Source organism: Immundisolibacter sp., from assembly GCF_041601295.1.
Lineage (GTDB): Bacteria > Pseudomonadota > Gammaproteobacteria > Immundisolibacterales > Immundisolibacteraceae > Immundisolibacter.
In genome coordinates this window covers 16384-30016 of sequence record NZ_JBFIII010000030.1, presented here as the reverse complement: position 1 = coordinate 30016, position 13633 = coordinate 16384, and the positions used below count along the sequence as shown (strand labels likewise).

Annotated in this window: 18 protein-coding genes; 8 read left to right on the top strand and 10 right to left on the bottom strand. The window is 61.9% G+C overall.

Going from position 1 to position 13633, the window contains the following annotated elements; translation table 11 throughout:
* Window positions 1–18: 18 nt before the first annotated feature.
* The 7 genes from trpD to coaBC all read right to left on the bottom strand — a co-directional run bounded on the left by trpD (window position 19) and on the right by coaBC (window position 7387).
* Window positions 19–1044 (bottom strand): anthranilate phosphoribosyltransferase, encoded by a 1026-nt coding sequence (gene trpD / locus ABZF37_RS05860; RefSeq protein WP_372717766.1) that lies wholly within the window; start codon window positions 1042–1044, stop codon window positions 19–21.
* Entirely contained in the window at window positions 1041–1634 is a 594-nt protein-coding gene (locus tag ABZF37_RS05855; protein ID WP_372717764.1) for an aminodeoxychorismate/anthranilate synthase component II, read from the bottom strand. The genes trpD and ABZF37_RS05855 overlap by 4 nt, the downstream gene beginning before the upstream one ends.
* Window positions 1635–2124: 490 nt before the next feature.
* On the bottom strand, window positions 2125–3606 hold the full coding sequence (trpE, locus tag ABZF37_RS05850) for an anthranilate synthase component I (protein ID WP_372717762.1): 1482 nt from the start codon (window positions 3604–3606) through the stop codon (window positions 2125–2127).
* Window positions 3607–3651: 45 nt separating this feature from the next.
* A complete protein-coding gene (rpe, locus tag ABZF37_RS05845) occupies window positions 3652–4323 on the bottom strand; it encodes a ribulose-phosphate 3-epimerase (RefSeq protein WP_372717760.1) in 672 nt (223 codons plus the stop codon).
* A 2-nt stretch (window positions 4324–4325) separates the two neighbouring features.
* The gene (locus ABZF37_RS05840) at window positions 4326–5711 is read right to left on the bottom strand and encodes a phosphomannomutase/phosphoglucomutase (protein ID WP_372717758.1); all 1386 of its coding nucleotides are present in this window, start codon (window positions 5709–5711) and stop codon (window positions 4326–4328) included.
* 34 nt (window positions 5712–5745) lie between these two features.
* Window positions 5746–6201 carry a dUTP diphosphatase gene (dut, locus tag ABZF37_RS05835; RefSeq protein WP_372717756.1) on the bottom strand — a complete coding sequence of 152 codons (456 nt, stop codon included), beginning with the start codon at window positions 6199–6201 and terminating at the stop codon, window positions 5746–5748.
* Window positions 6188–7387, bottom strand: coding sequence for a bifunctional phosphopantothenoylcysteine decarboxylase/phosphopantothenate--cysteine ligase CoaBC (gene coaBC / locus ABZF37_RS05830; RefSeq protein ID WP_372717754.1), 1200 nt, complete (start codon window positions 7385–7387; stop codon window positions 6188–6190). The genes dut and coaBC overlap by 14 nt, the downstream gene beginning before the upstream one ends.
* 83 nt (window positions 7388–7470) lie before the next feature.
* Here coaBC and radC point away from each other — a divergent pair, with 83 nt between their 5' ends.
* The 7 genes from radC to ABZF37_RS05795 all read left to right on the top strand — a co-directional run bounded on the left by radC (window position 7471) and on the right by ABZF37_RS05795 (window position 9937).
* Entirely contained in the window at window positions 7471–8145 is a 675-nt protein-coding gene (gene radC, locus ABZF37_RS05825) for a DNA repair protein RadC (protein ID WP_372717752.1), read from the top strand.
* 218 nt (window positions 8146–8363) lie between these two features.
* Entirely contained in the window at window positions 8364–8615 is a 252-nt protein-coding gene (locus tag ABZF37_RS05820) for a type II toxin-antitoxin system Phd/YefM family antitoxin (protein WP_372717750.1), read from the top strand.
* A 44-nt stretch (window positions 8616–8659) separates the two neighbouring features.
* Window positions 8660–8863: a hypothetical protein gene (locus tag ABZF37_RS05815; RefSeq protein WP_372717748.1), complete on the top strand. Its 204-nt coding sequence runs from the start codon at window positions 8660–8662 to the stop codon at window positions 8861–8863.
* 3 nt (window positions 8864–8866) lie between these two features.
* Complete coding sequence (locus ABZF37_RS05810) at window positions 8867–9058, top strand: putative toxin-antitoxin system toxin component, PIN family (RefSeq protein WP_372717746.1); 192 nt, start codon at window positions 8867–8869, stop codon at window positions 9056–9058.
* Window positions 9059–9204: 146 nt separating this feature from the next.
* Complete coding sequence (locus tag ABZF37_RS05805; RefSeq protein ID WP_372717744.1) at window positions 9205–9345, top strand: hypothetical protein; 141 nt, start codon at window positions 9205–9207, stop codon at window positions 9343–9345.
* A 63-nt stretch (window positions 9346–9408) separates the two neighbouring features.
* A complete protein-coding gene (locus ABZF37_RS05800; protein ID WP_372717741.1) occupies window positions 9409–9684 on the top strand; it encodes a BrnT family toxin in 276 nt (91 codons plus the stop codon).
* 4 nt (window positions 9685–9688) lie between these two features.
* Entirely contained in the window at window positions 9689–9937 is a 249-nt protein-coding gene (locus ABZF37_RS05795) for a BrnA antitoxin family protein (protein ID WP_372717739.1), read from the top strand.
* Between the two features lie 528 nt (window positions 9938–10465).
* On the opposite strand, the gene ABZF37_RS05790 is transcribed toward ABZF37_RS05795, so the two are convergent.
* The 3 genes from ABZF37_RS05790 to ABZF37_RS05780 all read right to left on the bottom strand — a co-directional run bounded on the left by ABZF37_RS05790 (window position 10466) and on the right by ABZF37_RS05780 (window position 13010).
* Window positions 10466–11413 carry a phosphatidylglycerol lysyltransferase domain-containing protein gene (locus tag ABZF37_RS05790; RefSeq protein WP_372717737.1) on the bottom strand — a complete coding sequence of 316 codons (948 nt, stop codon included), beginning with the start codon at window positions 11411–11413 and terminating at the stop codon, window positions 10466–10468.
* A complete protein-coding gene (locus ABZF37_RS05785; RefSeq protein WP_372717735.1) occupies window positions 11305–11847 on the bottom strand; it encodes a hypothetical protein in 543 nt (180 codons plus the stop codon). The genes ABZF37_RS05790 and ABZF37_RS05785 overlap by 109 nt, the downstream gene beginning before the upstream one ends.
* Before the next feature lie 524 nt (window positions 11848–12371).
* Complete coding sequence (locus ABZF37_RS05780; protein WP_372717733.1) at window positions 12372–13010, bottom strand: lytic transglycosylase domain-containing protein; 639 nt, start codon at window positions 13008–13010, stop codon at window positions 12372–12374.
* 114 nt (window positions 13011–13124) lie between these two features.
* Here ABZF37_RS05780 and ABZF37_RS05775 point away from each other — a divergent pair, with 114 nt between their 5' ends.
* Window positions 13125–13628, top strand: a complete 504-nt coding sequence (locus ABZF37_RS05775; RefSeq protein WP_372717731.1) for a hypothetical protein — start codon at window positions 13125–13127, stop codon at window positions 13626–13628.
* Window positions 13629–13633: the final 5 nt, after the last annotated feature.

The window sequence follows — 13633 nt, the reverse complement described above, 5'->3', positions numbered from 1 at the left end:
TAAGAACATCCGGCGTGGTCATGCCGACCCCAGGCGCTGCGTCAGTTCCGCCAGCGCGGTAACCCGCGTCAATGGGGCGCCACTGGCCAAGACCTCCCCGGCACGCGCAACGCCGGCTGCCAGCGTTGGCGCCAAACCGGCTACGTAGAGCGCCGCCCCGGCATTGAGTGCGACGATGTCCCGCGCCGGACCAGCCTGTGCCCCGAGCACCGCGCGCAGCAGGGCAACGCTGGCCGCCACATCCGGTACCGCCAGCTGCGAGCTCGGCACACGGTTCAAGCCGAACTGTTCAGGCGTGATGCTGTAGCAATGCACCGCACCATCTTTGAGTTCGGCCACCTGCGTGGCCGCGCCCAGGCTGATCTCGTCCAGTCCATCGTCTGCGTGGACCACCAGCACGTGCCGACTTCCCAGGCGTAAAAGCACATGGGCGATGGGCTCCACCAGCGCGGCCGAGTACACCCCCACCACCTGATTCGGCGGCAGCGCCGGATTCGTGAGCGGCCCCAACAGGTTGAACAACGTGCGCACACCAAGCTCGCGCCGCGGACCGAGCGCGTGGCGGGTGGCGCGATGGTGCGCCGGGGCAAACATGAAACCGAAGCCAAGCTCGTCGATGCAGCGGGCGATCGCCGCCGACGGCAACTCGATGCGCACGCCAAGCGCCTCCAGCACGTCAGCGCTGCCGCTGGCGCTCGACACTGAACGATTGCCATGCTTTGCGACACGCCCACCTGCGGTTGCCACCACAAAGGCTGCGGCGGTAGAGACATTGAAAAGGCCGGCGCCGTCACCGCCCGTCCCACAGGTATCGACCAAGCCGTCGGCTGCCACCTCGACGCGCAGCGAGAGCTCGCGCATGACCTGCGCCGCCGCGGCGATCTCCACCACCGTCTCGCCCTTCATACGCAGGGCCAGCAAAAAACCGCCGATCTGTGCCGGCGTGGCCTCGCCGCTCATGATGGCGCACATGGCCGCGTTCATTTCGACGCCATCCAGATCGCCGCCTTCCACAACCTTCGCGATGGCCGCCTGTATGGTCAAGACACACCGGCCGGCAGTTGCAGGAAATTGGCCAGCAGCGTGTGGCCATGCTGGGTCAGAATGGATTCAGGATGAAACTGCACCCCGACCACCGCCAGGTCACGGTGACGCAGACCCATGATTTCGTAAGGCCGGCCGTCCGCGTGACAAGTCCAGGCGGTGACTTCCAGGCAGTCCGGCAAGCTGGCCCAATCGACTACCAGCGAGTGATAGCGCGTGGCGGTAAACGGATCAGGCAAGCCAGCGAACAGCCCTTCGCCGGTGTGATAGACCGGCGAGGTCTTGCCGTGCATCACCTGATCGGCGCGAACCACCTGCCCGCCGAAGGCCTGACCGATGGCCTGGTGGCCCAGGCACACGCCCAGAATCGGCACCCGGCCCGCGAGGCGCCGGATCAGGTCGACCGAAATACCGGCCTCGCGCGGCGTGCACGGGCCCGGGGAGACAACCAGCTGTTGCGGCGCCAGCTGCTCAACCTCGTCCACGCTGATGCAGTCGTTACGCTGCACCTGCACCTGCGCGCCCAACTCACCCAGGTACTGCACCAGGTTGTAAGTGAACGAATCGTAGTTATCGAGCATGAACACCATGCGCGCGGGGCCCCGTCGGATGGCCGCCATCAGCGGCAAAAGAAATTCAAGGAATGCGAGTCACGGCTATTTTCCGCCCAGCGGCGGGATGGGGGAACCCGCCCGCCCCAGTACCCCAACCTATAAATTTCGCTATGTTCGACCCGCCCCGCATCACCGGGTGCTTTGTCGCTCATCCTCGCAATAGCTGCGGCTATTGCTGTGGTTCGCTTCGCGCACTCAGCGCGCGGATGCGTGTCTCGGCATGTACGCAAACTTATAGCTTGAGGTACTGGCATCGGTCCGGTTACCGAAATATTCTTCTGGCGGGCACTCAAGTCGACCGACCCGGCTGCCGATATACAGGACGTGGGTGTACTTACCCCCCAAAAGCCCGCGGACCGGCGTCCTCCTCCGCTGCTCCCGGGCCACCGCATCGGCGTGGCCCCGTACCGATTCGGTTGTACCACCCGCTCAACAACGGGGCACTCTTGATTACGCAGCACGCTAACTAAACCAGCACATCCAGGCCTGCCTGCGCCATCTCGGCGGCACGCAGCAGCGCACGCGCCTTGTTTTCAGTCTCCTGCCACTCACTCTCGGGCAATGAATCGGCGACCACGCCGGCCGCCGCCTGCACATAGAGCTGCCCACCCTTCACGACGCCGGTGCGGATAGCAATCGCCAAATCCATATCGCCGGAATAACTCAGATAGCCACAGGCGCCGCCGTAAATGCCGCGTTTGACCGGCTCAAGCTCGTCGATGATCTGCATCGCCCGCACCTTGGGCGCACCGCTGAGCGTACCGGCCGGAAAAGTCGCACGCAGCACGTCAAAGTTGCTCACGTCGGGTCGCAGCAAGCCTTCGACGTTCGACACGATATGCATGACGTGGGAGTAGCGCTCGATCACCATCTCGTCGGTCACCTCGACACTGCCGATCCGCGCGATACGACCGATATCGTTTCGCGCCAGGTCGATCAGCATCACATGTTCGGCCCGTTCCTTCGGGTCGGCCAGCAACTCCTGCGCCAGGCGCAGGTCGTCCTCCGGCGTCTGACCGCGCGGACGGGTGCCGGCCAACGGACGAATGGTGACCTTGGTGCCGGCCGGTGTCGCCTCTTGCCGAACCAGGATTTCCGGCGAGGCGCCGACCACCTGAAACTCACCGAAATCGTAGAAATACATGTACGGCGAGGGGTTCAGCGAGCGCAGCGCCCGGTACAAGGTAAGCGGCGGTTGCGTAAACGGCTTGCGAATCCGCTGACCGACCTGCACCTGCATCATGTCGCCGGCAGCGATGTACTCCTTGGCACGCAACACGGCAGCCAGAAACCCGGCCCGGGCAAAATCGCGCACCGGAAGTGTCGCTTCCCCCGGCGGGCTGGCCGGCGGTGCCAGCGGGCTGCGCAGGCGCGCATGCAGCGCCACTAAACGCTCCTGGCCCACGGCATACGCACCCGCGAGCGTCGGATCGACGTAAACGATCAGGTAGATCTTGCCGGCCAGGTTGTCCACCACGGCCAGTTCTTCCACCTCAAGCAACAGGATATCCGGCGTCCCGATCTGGTCCGGCTTATCGAACTGCCCCAGCTTGGGCTCGATGTAGCGCACCGCGTCGTAGCCAAAATAGCCAGCCAACCCGCCGCAGAAACGCGGCATGCCGGGCGGCACATAGACGTGCTGGCGCTGCTGATAGCGTTCCAGAAAATCCAGCGGATTGCCGCTGTCGCGCTCGATCACCGCGCCGTCCTGCACCAGCTCGGTACTGAGCCCATGGCTGCGCAACAGACGCCGTGCCGGCAGGCCGATGAACGAATAGCGCCCGAAGCGCTCGCCACCGACCACCGACTCCAGCAAAAAACTGTTCGGCGCGTTGGCGAGCTTCAGGTACAGCGACAGCGGCGTGTCGAGGTCGGCGTAGGTCTCCAGCGTCAACGGGATACGCGTGTACCCCTCGGCGGCGAGCTCTACGAAGCGGGCATGATCCATGGCGCAGGCGGGGCAGAGGCAAAAAGGCCCGGCAGTCTTCGCCGCTCAGGCGGCGGCGTCAAGCGCCGCGCGCATGGTGGCGATCGTGGCGGCGTAATCCGGAGAGTTGAAAACCGCGGAACCGGCGACGAAAGTATCAGCGCCGGCGCGCGCCACCTCGGCAATGTTATCCACCTTGATGCCACCATCCACCTGCAGGCGGATGGCGCGCCCGCTGGCGCCTATCCTGGATCGCACCTCACGCAGCTTGGCCAGGGTGCCCGGAATGAAGCTCTGCCCGCCAAAGCCGGGGTTCACCGACATCAACAGGATCAGGTCCAGCCGCTCCATGACGTGGTCCAGATGACACAGCGGCGTGGCGGGATTCAGCACCAGGCCGGCCTGGCAGCCGTGCTCCCGGATCAGGGCCAGGGTACGGTCGATGTGGGCCGAAGCCTCCGGATGAAAGCTGATCAGGTTGGCACCGGCACCCGCGAACGCCGGCACCAACGCATCCACCGGACTGATCATCAGATGCACATCCAGGAATGCCCTGGGCGCATGGCGGCGCAATGCTTCCACCACCAGCGGACCGATGGTCAGGTTCGGCACGTAGTGGTTGTCCATCACGTCGACGTGAACCCAGTCCGCGCCGGCCGCCAGCACGGCGTCGACCTCGGCGCCCAGGCGCGCGAAATCGGCCGACAGAATGGACGGGGAAATGATGTACGGCGTCATGTTCAGAACGGCAGCGCCAGGTCCGGGCGCACGCGCGCGAGCAGCGCCCGGAACGCGACCTGTATGCGCTCCAGCGCTGCCGCGTCGTCGGCCTCGAAGCGCATCACCAGCACCGGCGTGGTGTTGGAAGGCCGCACCAGGCCAAAGCCGTCCGGGTAGTCAGCGCGCACGCCGTCGAGCGTGCTCACCTCGGCACCCGGAAAATCCGCCGCGGCAACCAGCTGCTTCATCAGCGCGAAGTGCTCGCCTTCCTGCATGTGCAGGTGCAGCTCGGGCGTGCTGGCCGAGTCCGGGATGGCGGCGAAGATCTGCTGCGGCGTCTCGGGCTGGTGGCTCAGGTACTCCAGCAGCCGACAGGCCGCGTACACCCCGTCGTCGAACCCGTACCAGCGCTCCTTGAAGAAGATATGCCCACTCATCTCGCCGGCCAGCGCGGCGCCGGTCTCGGCCATTTTGGCCTTGATCAGCGAATGGCCGGTCTTCCACATCAAAGGCTTGCCGCCAGCGGCAGCGATCGCGCGCGGAAGGTGGCGCGTGCATTTGACGTCGAACAGGATGGTCGCGCCGGGCACGCGGGACAGCACATCCCGCGCGAACAGAATCATCAGCCGGTCGGCGAACATGATCTGCCCACTCGCCGTCACCACGCCCAGGCGGTCACCATCGCCGTCGAAGGCAACGCCAAGGTCCAGCTTGTCGGCGCGCACCCGCTCGATCAGGTCTTGCAGGTTCTCGGGCTTGGTCGGGTCCGGGTGATGGTTCGGAAAGTTGCCGTCCACCTCGGCGAACAGCGACACCACCTCGCAGCCGAGCGCCTCGATCAGTTCGGGTGCGCTCGCCCCGGCCACGCCGTTGCCGCAGTCCACACCCACGCGCAGCCGGCGACCCAGCTTGATGTCACCCAGGATGCGCTCGCGGTAGGGGGTCAGCGCATCGGCCTCACGCACATAGCCGAACCCCGATTCAAGATCGTCCGCCTCGATCAGCGCGCGGATGCCAAGGATGTCGTCGCCGGACAACGTCTTGCCGGCCACCATGATCTTGAGGCCGTTGTAATTGGGCGGGTTGTGGCTGCCGGTGACGGCCACGCCACAGCCGGTGTTCAACAGATGGGTCGCGAAGTACACCACCGGCGTGGGCACCATCCCGACGTCGATCACACCGCAACCGGTAGCCGCCAGACCGCGCGTCAGCGCATCGATCAGCGCCGGTCCGGACACACGCCCGTCGCGCCCTATCGCCACCTCCTTGCAACCGGCCCGGCGCACCAGGGTGCCAATGGCACGCCCAATCTGGTACACGCCGATCTCGGTCAGGCTCTCGCCAACCACGCCCCGGATGTCGTAGGCGCGAAAGATTTCGGCCGGTGGGAGACTGTGCTCGTTCATGATCTCGCTGCGTCTGTATAAACGAAAAAAGTCTTCAACCGCGACCGGTATGACCAAAGCCCCCAGCGCCGCGCGCCGTCGGGGTGAAAGCGTCGACCACCTTGAAATCTGCCTGCACCACCGGCACCAGCACCATCTGCGCGATGCGCTCGCCCGGCTCGATGGTGAAAACCTCCGCGCCGCGGTTCCAGCACGATACCTGCACCTCACCCTGGTAGTCGCTGTCGATCAGGCCGACCAGGTTACCGAGCACGATGCCATGTTTATGGCCCAGGCCCGACCGGGGCAGCAGCACCGCGGCGAGTGAAGCATCTGCAAGATGCAGGGCAAAACCGGTCGGGATCAGCACGCTGGCACCAGGTGCCAACGTCACCGGCGCATTGATGCAGGCGCGCAGATCAAGCCCGGCCGCGCCGTCCGTCGCGTACTGCGGCAACGGAAAGTCCGTGCCCAAGCGCGGGTTCAGGATTTTTATCTCAAGCTGAAGCACGCAGGCGCTCCGCGATTAGTTTGACCAGTTGCCGCGCCAGCGTGGGCTTGGACGCCCGCGGCAGCTCCTGCTGACCACCCGGCCACAGCACGCTAAGGGCGTTGTCCGCCACGTCAAAACCCTGACCGGCACCGACCAGATTGGCCGCGATCAAGTCCAGATTCTTGTCCTCAAGCTTACGCCGCGCGTACGTCAGGACGTCGTCAGTCTCGGCGGCAAAACCGACCGTGAACGGCCGTGGCGAGCGCGCCGCCACCTCGGCCAGAATGTCCGGATTGCGCACGAGCTCCAAGGTCAGGTGTTCCTGATCCTTCTTGATTTTGCGCGCGGAGGCCTGCGCCGGGCGGTAATCGGCCACCGCCGCCGCGCCGATGAAAATATCCATGCCGGCGATGCGCTCCAGCACCGCGTGGTGCATGTCGCTGGCCGAACGTACGCGCAGCAGTGTGACGCCCGGCGGCTCGGCCAGTGCTACCGGGCCGCTGATCAGCGTCACCACAGCGCCGGCATCACGCGCGGCGGCGGCCAGCGCATAACCCATGCGGCCCGAGCTGCGGTTACCGAGGTAACGCACCGGGTCCATGTCCTCCAAGGTCGGACCGGCGGTGATCAGGACCTGTTTATCCGTCAATGCGTTGGTACCAAACAGGCCGGCGCAGCACGCAACCAGTTCGGCCGGCTCAAGCAGCCGACCCTCACCCACCTCCCCGCAGGCCTGGCTACCACTGGCCGGGCCAAAAACCTGCACGCCGTCGGCGATCAACTGACGCAGATTGCGCTGCGTCGCGGCGCTGTCCCACATGCCGGCGTTCATCGCCGGGGCCACCGCAATCGCGCCGCGCGAGGCCAGACAGCAGGCGGCGAGTAGATCGTCGCTTCGGCCCTGTGCCAAACGCGCCATGAAGTCCGCCGTACAGGGAGCAATCAGAATCAGGTCGGCCCAGCGCGCCAGCTCGATATGCCCCATACCGGACTCGGCCTCGGCGCTGAGCAGCTGCGTGTGCACCGGCTGACCGCTGACCGCCTGCAGGGTCAGCGGCGTAATGAAGGCGCCGCCAGCAGCGGTCAGCACCACCTGGACTGTGGCACCCAGCTCGCGCAACCGGCGCACCAGTTCGGGCGCCTTGTAGGCGGCAATGCCGCCGGTGACGCCCAGAAGGATGTGTTTATTGCCAAGTGCGTTCATGATTGCTGCGCCGAGTTTATCAGTGCCATGCACGAGACAAGCCTTGCCGGCCATGCTGGCCTTGAACCTGCGGGAGAACAACCATGGCGATAGTCGACTGGCACCCAGACGAGCGCCCCCGCGAACGATTGCTGGCGCACGGCACAGCCGCGCTCAGCGACGCCGAACTGCTCGCTATCTGCCTGCGTACCGGCGTACGCGGCGAGTCGGCGGTCGATCTGGCGCGTAACCTGCTCATCGAACACGGCGGCCTGCGCGGGCTCCTCACGGGTGAACGGCACGCGCTGCTGGGCCGGCGCGGCCTTGGCGCCGCCAAATACGCACAGCTGCTGGCGGTGGCCGAACTTGGCCGGCGCTATGCACAGGAGGTGCTGCGCCGTGGCGAGGCACTGGCCTCGCCCCAGGCGGCGCGCGACTATCTGGCAGCCCAACTGCGCGACTACCCACAAGAAGTGTTCGGCTGTCTGTTCCTGGACAACCGGCACCGCGTGCTGGCCTTCGAGGAGCTGTTTCGCGGCACCGTCAACGGCGCCAGCGTCTACCCGCGCGAGGTGGTGCGTGCCGCCCTGCGCCACAACGCGGCAGCGCTGATCATGGCCCACAACCACCCGTCGGGCGTGGCCGAACCGAGCGATGCCGACCTGAGCCTGACCCGGCGCCTGAAAACGGCGCTGGAACTGGTCGACGTGCGGGTGCTGGACCACATTGTCATCGGCGACGGGGTCAGCGTCTCGCTGGCGGAACGGGGGCAACTGTAAGCGGTACCCCGCCGTGAACGCAGACGCCCCCAGCAATTACCAAATCCTTGCCCCGAGGCAGGTCAGGGACACTCGAGGCCGCTTCCTTGTACCCCAGCACGTTACTGATCAAAACGCTCCCAACCGCTGCCCTACATAGAGCCTTAATCGAACGAATCGATCTTTTCGCTCGGTTTGGGTAGATTCGCCTCATTGCCCTGTCGACGACCAGGTGAACCATGCAGACTATTACCGCCAACCAAGCCAAAACCCGTTTTGGTGAACTGCTCGACCGGGTGCAGCGCGCACCCGTGCAGGTGACGCGGCACAACCGCGTGGTCGGCGTGATGGTCAGCGCCGAGGATTACGAGGCGATGCGCCGGTTTTATGCCGACCGGTTGATCAAAACCATGGATGAAACCGCCGAGGCCGCCGACCGCGCCGGCCTGACGCCCGAAAAGCTTGCCAAGCTGTTGGCGGATGAAAGCTGACTAACCCGTGTCTGCCCAACCATCGGGCGTGGTGATTGACACCAATGTTTGGAACAGCGGGTTTTCTGACGCGCACGGGGCCGCCCGGCCAGTTGACACGCCATGTGGCGCGATCCGGTCAGCCGGTTTTTTCGGCGCAGACCTTCGAAGAACTCGAACAACGCCTGTGGCGGCCACGGTTTGACCGATACGTCTCGCTGGAACAGCGTAAAGAGCTACTGGCGGACATCGAATCCGTCGCGTCGTAGGTTGTGGTTTCGCCCGCGATCGCAGCGCGAAACTTCTGCCGTGACCCCACCGACGACAAATTCATCCACGCCACACTGGCGGCCGGGTCGACTTGGCTGGTGACTGGCGATAAGGACCTGCTGGTGTTGGCCGATAGCCTGTCGGCGCTCGGTGTGCGGATTCTCTCGCCTGCGGCAGCGCTAGGGATGCTCTGAACAAGTCCTTCGACAAGCTCAGGACGAACGGTAAGCCGCTGATTCCGTTCGTGGTGAGCTTGTCGAACCATGAACGGAATCGGATTATTCAGAACATCCCTAGCGCTCTGCGCGCATGCACCGCAGCGCTAACGGTGCTTCGGCACATGCCGCACTCATCCGGGCCGGCTTGGCTGGTGACCGGCGACAAGGACCTGCTGGTGCTGGCCGATGCACTGTCGGCGCTCGGAGTGCGGATTCTCGCGCCGACCGAGGCATTGGCTTTGCGCGAGTTTTCGCCGAACTGATAGCGCTGCCCCCGATCATCGCCCTCTGGCCCTGCCAGGATATTTTGTCTATACAATACAGCCATGCGAATCGAATTCGACCCGGTCAAGGACGAACGGAACATTCGCGAGCGCGGACTGTCGTTTGCGCGCGCCGCCGAATTCGATTTTGAAACAGCTTTTTATGCCGTCGATAACCGGCGCGATTACGGAGAAACCCGTGTCCGCGCCCTGGGCTATCTCGGTTATCGCTTACATGCGCTGGTGTACGTCGGGGTTCCGCAAGGAATCCGCGTCATCAGCCTCCGCAAGGCCAACCAGCGAGAGGTGGCACGCTATGAGTTCCAAGCCCAAGCTTGACCCGATGGACGACAACCCGGAATGGACCGAAGAGGACTTCAAACGGGCCGTGCCCTTCTCCGGCCTGCCGGAATCCTTGCGCAACACGCTTTCCAGCCGCGCGCGCGGACCGCAAAAAGCACCGGTCAAGGAGCGCATCTCCATTCGCCTGTCATCCGAAGTCGTCGCCAGTTTCCGTGCCACGGGCGCTGGCTGGCAGACCCGGCTGGACGCCGCGCTGAAGGATTGGCTGAAGACCCACAGGCCGCAGTGATCCATTGGGTTTTAGAATATTCGGCTCTAACCTTGCCGACGTTCAGGCTGCGGATTTTTTCCTGCAGGAACCACGGGAACTAGCCGTCCTACTTTTGTTGCAGGCTGAGAAAGAAAACGTCCCTCATGGACGAGGCTCCACAGTGAATTTCCTGAGGTAGCCAACCGGCTGCCAACCGCGTTTGGCGGCCCGCAGTCCAGGCAAGCCGACATCTTGCTAAAATTCTGGCGACCTGCCGGTGGCCCCCTGCGTCAGGATAGTTGTCGCATTGTCTGTTCCGATCATAACGGGAGGCGGAGAGTGGGAGAGCATGTCGCGTTATTCGAACGAACTGAAGGCATCGGTGTTGCGGCGGATGATACCGTCGGAGAATCGGACGGTATTGGATTTGTAATCAGGATGAGTTTTATATTTCTGATTCATTAACAGGTTTCAGGGTATATTTTTTCAGAAACGTTTGTGGCCTAAACCGAATCTTTGCAATTCGAAGGCTTTCCAAGCCCATATCTTGTTCAAAATTAAACATTTTCAATTTAAAATGAGAAAGAGTTTCCGCATTTTTTTCATTAAAAATGCGTACAGCCCACCATCTATTGATGTATCTGCGGCCATTAAATGACCAAGGGCATACTCTGAATTTATTATTTCATTAACAAACATCGCGACAAGTTTATTATCAATAAATACTCCGAGAACTACTAAATTTAACTCCTGACCCGCCTCTAATAATTTTGTCATTAGGTGCTCATTGTGCGGGTTACCAGTTATAGTATTTTTCTTTTTATTATGATTTAATTCCCCTAAAAATTTAAAAATACTCATAACAGTATTATCATCTTTCAATGAAAGTATTTTGTGCGTGGCGTGTGAAAAATTCCTTAAAAAGGCGCGTACATGATTTCTCTTTTTGGAAAATTTTGCGCCCTGTAGATTACTTAGTTCTTCAACATTATAGATATAATCGAAATTGTCCCTATCTTCTATTACGTTAATTTTATTTCTATCAATGTCTACTACTGAAACCTCAGGCACTAAGCGCAAGTTTGGCTTAAGATTTCTTGCAAATAAAAACGACATCAATTCCTTTGCTGTTTCAGTAACTTTCTTATTCCCAATAAATGAATAAAATTCTTCATTGGTAATATAGTCCGTAAAATTAACTACGATGTTTTCATTGAATTTCGATATTGCGATTTTATTGGTAAGGTTCCATGACCATAAGCTTGCGAAATTAAAATCGGAGTAAGGTTGAAACTGAGAGGTAATTTTTTCAATTTGTTTTTTATCACTCAGCTCTAACAACTTAAATACTGGGAATTCTGGAGCAATTATTTCCCCTATATGATGCTGGCTTACCCGTTCGCCGTTCATGGAACCAATTGCTCCAAAGCCCAGCGAAACGCCGTAATGCCAGTAAAAGCCACGAAGCTCCAGTACAGATTTGAAATCAGCACGCTGACCCAGAACAAACCCCATTCCCGTCGGGTCAGGCCATTGAAGTGGTAGCTGCCGGGGCGCAGGTAGGCCACGGTTATAAAGGGATCGAATTTTATGGATAGCGCCAACATGGCGAGCCAGTCGGAGCGGCGCAGAAAGTTGCCAACCAAGCTGAGGAAGCGCCCCTGGCTTTCGCTGTGCTTCAAGTCCTTGATAGCCTCTATGCCTAGCCAATCCTTTTTGGTCCAGTCGTAAAAGAGCAGTAACAGGTAGCACGCCAACGCCGACAGCAACATCATTGTGATGCCGCCATACAACAGGCCGAGATGCCATAGCACATAGGGATAGAGCAGATAATCGAAGGCCCAATTGATGGCCTTGCTACCCAGCAGACCTACCCCAAGCACGGCGACCCGTTCCCGCACACTGGCGGGACGGTGCGTGGCGGGGGCGTCATCCAGCGGCGCTGACATCGCTTAGCCGCAGCATCGGGCAGGGGTTTCTGAGCGGCTTGGCGTTGAGCAGCTCAGGGTTGTCGTGACCTTTCTCGCAGTCCAAATCGACGCGGCATTCGGTGACCCGGTAACCGGTAGGCGATTCAGTGAGTGTGCATGCCGGTACTTGGCACAGCGCCGTTCGAGGCCCACGACACGGACGTAGCCGCAGAGTTGTTGCGTAAAGGGAAGACCCGCGTCGCGATGGACGACGGTTAGTAAGGACTTGTCGTACGGGGGGGGGCGACGAGCGTCACGCCATTTCCCCCAAGGGCGGTCCTGGCCTCGGGCAAGTAGCAGCGCAGCGAGATGTAGTCGAAGCTACTTGCAGGCAAATGACTTATCGATAGCGCGGGCGTAGTCTGCCGCTCTGATGGTAGGCAACGGTGCGAAATTGCGAAATGCCCCTGCCACGGAAGCTACTTCAGTTTTTATTGATTGGTTTGTGCCAGTTTCAGCGAAAACGGCCGCGCGTGGCAACCAAATATTGGCCTCGCCGGCCGTCAGTCGGCCGTCACCGTGTACGGATGCTGGGTCTTGCCGTAGCGGCCGATGATGCCCGCCACGTACTGCCGTGTTTCGGCAAAGGGGGGCACGCCGCCGTGCTTGCTGACGTTACCCTCACCGGCGTTATAGCCGGCCAGGGCCAGGCGTACGTCGCCGCGAAACTGCCCCAGCAGCCAGCGCAGATAAGACATGCCGCCACGCAGGTTCTGCTCAGCATCCCACGGGTTTTGCACCCCAAAGCGATCAGCCGTGGCCGGGATCAACTGCATCAGGCCCTGGGCGTTCTTGGACGAGCGGGCATCGGTGCGATACGCCGACTCGGCCGCCACCACTTGCTTGACCAGCGCCGGATCCAGCGCGTACTGCGGGGCGAGGCGATCGATCATCAGCTCCACCGCCTGCCGCTGCGGGCCAATGTGCACGGATCGACTGGCGAGCGTCGGACGGATCAAAGTCGCCGGGTCGAACTTGCGCGGACCACGGCGAGCAGCGTAATTGGCGGCGATAAGACCCGGCGTGCTCAGCGCCCGGTCGCTGAACACGGTATGACCGCCCGGGGTGCGGTACATGAATATCTCGGCTGTTGCTGCCTGACAGAGCAACAGGCACAAGGTGGCAAATAACGCACAGCGCATGAACCGGTCACTGCTCCCTGATCGACGAAACCGCGTCAAGCATAGCCGCCCTACCGTCGATAAGGCGACAAAAGTACTATCGACACACACGGTTCACGAGTTAAGGCCACCTACATGGACCCATTGGACCCCGACAACCCGCAGGCTTTGCTGCATCCCGAGGGCGTGGCCGACTTCGCGACCCTGGCACAGCACTTGATCGAGTCGGCGCGCGAGCGCGTGCGCATCCTGCCGCAGCGCGTCGATCTGCGCTATCTGGTCAACCCGGCGGTGGTCACCGCGCTGCGCGAGCTTGCGCTGCAACGTCGACGCGCGCGGGTCGAGCTACTGCTGCTTCCGGGCCTGGCGCGCGACGGCGATGGGCTCGCCCTGTGGAACCTGGCGGCTCGCCTGCCGAGCTCCTTCACCGTGCATTGCCTGGCCGATGAACAAGCCAGCTTTTCCGAGGCGTTGCTGACCGCGGACACGCGCGGCTACCTGCATCGTGCGCAGCCGGACCGGCTGCGCGGCACCGCCTGCCTGGACGATGCGGCGGGGACGCGGGATATGAACCAGCGCTTCGAGGAACTGTGGCTGGCCAGCGCGCCGGACCCCGACGCGCGGCGGCTGGGCTTGTGATCGCC

Bases quoted from the DNA above. Each gene is read 5' to 3' on its own strand.
- ABZF37_RS05855 (WP_372717764.1), bottom strand. From the start codon at position 1,634: ATGGTGTTCATGCTCGATAACTACGATTCGTTCACTTACAACCTGGTG.
- trpE (WP_372717762.1), bottom strand. From the start codon at position 3,606: ATGGATCATGCCCGCTTCGTAGAGCTCGCCGCCGAGGGGTACACGCGT.
- rpe (WP_372717760.1), bottom strand. From the start codon at position 4,323: ATGACGCCGTACATCATTTCCCCGTCCATTCTGTCGGCCGATTTCGCG.
- ABZF37_RS05840 (WP_372717758.1), bottom strand. From the start codon at position 5,711: ATGAACGAGCACAGTCTCCCACCGGCCGAAATCTTTCGCGCCTACGAC.
- coaBC (WP_372717754.1), bottom strand. From the start codon at position 7,387: ATGAACGCACTTGGCAATAAACACATCCTTCTGGGCGTCACCGGCGGC.
- radC (WP_372717752.1), top strand. From the start codon at position 7,471: ATGGCGATAGTCGACTGGCACCCAGACGAGCGCCCCCGCGAACGATTG.
- ABZF37_RS05820 (WP_372717750.1), top strand. From the start codon at position 8,364: ATGCAGACTATTACCGCCAACCAAGCCAAAACCCGTTTTGGTGAACTG.
- ABZF37_RS05815 (WP_372717748.1), top strand. From the start codon at position 8,660: ATGTTTGGAACAGCGGGTTTTCTGACGCGCACGGGGCCGCCCGGCCAG.
- ABZF37_RS05805 (WP_372717744.1), top strand. From the start codon at position 9,205: ATGCCGCACTCATCCGGGCCGGCTTGGCTGGTGACCGGCGACAAGGAC.
- ABZF37_RS05800 (WP_372717741.1), top strand. From the start codon at position 9,409: ATGCGAATCGAATTCGACCCGGTCAAGGACGAACGGAACATTCGCGAG.
- ABZF37_RS05795 (WP_372717739.1), top strand. From the start codon at position 9,689: ATGGACGACAACCCGGAATGGACCGAAGAGGACTTCAAACGGGCCGTG.
- ABZF37_RS05790 (WP_372717737.1), bottom strand. From the start codon at position 11,413: ATGGGGTTTGTTCTGGGTCAGCGTGCTGATTTCAAATCTGTACTGGAG.
- ABZF37_RS05785 (WP_372717735.1), bottom strand. From the start codon at position 11,847: ATGTCAGCGCCGCTGGATGACGCCCCCGCCACGCACCGTCCCGCCAGT.
- ABZF37_RS05780 (WP_372717733.1), bottom strand. From the start codon at position 13,010: ATGCGCTGTGCGTTATTTGCCACCTTGTGCCTGTTGCTCTGTCAGGCA.
- ABZF37_RS05775 (WP_372717731.1), top strand. From the start codon at position 13,125: ATGGACCCATTGGACCCCGACAACCCGCAGGCTTTGCTGCATCCCGAG.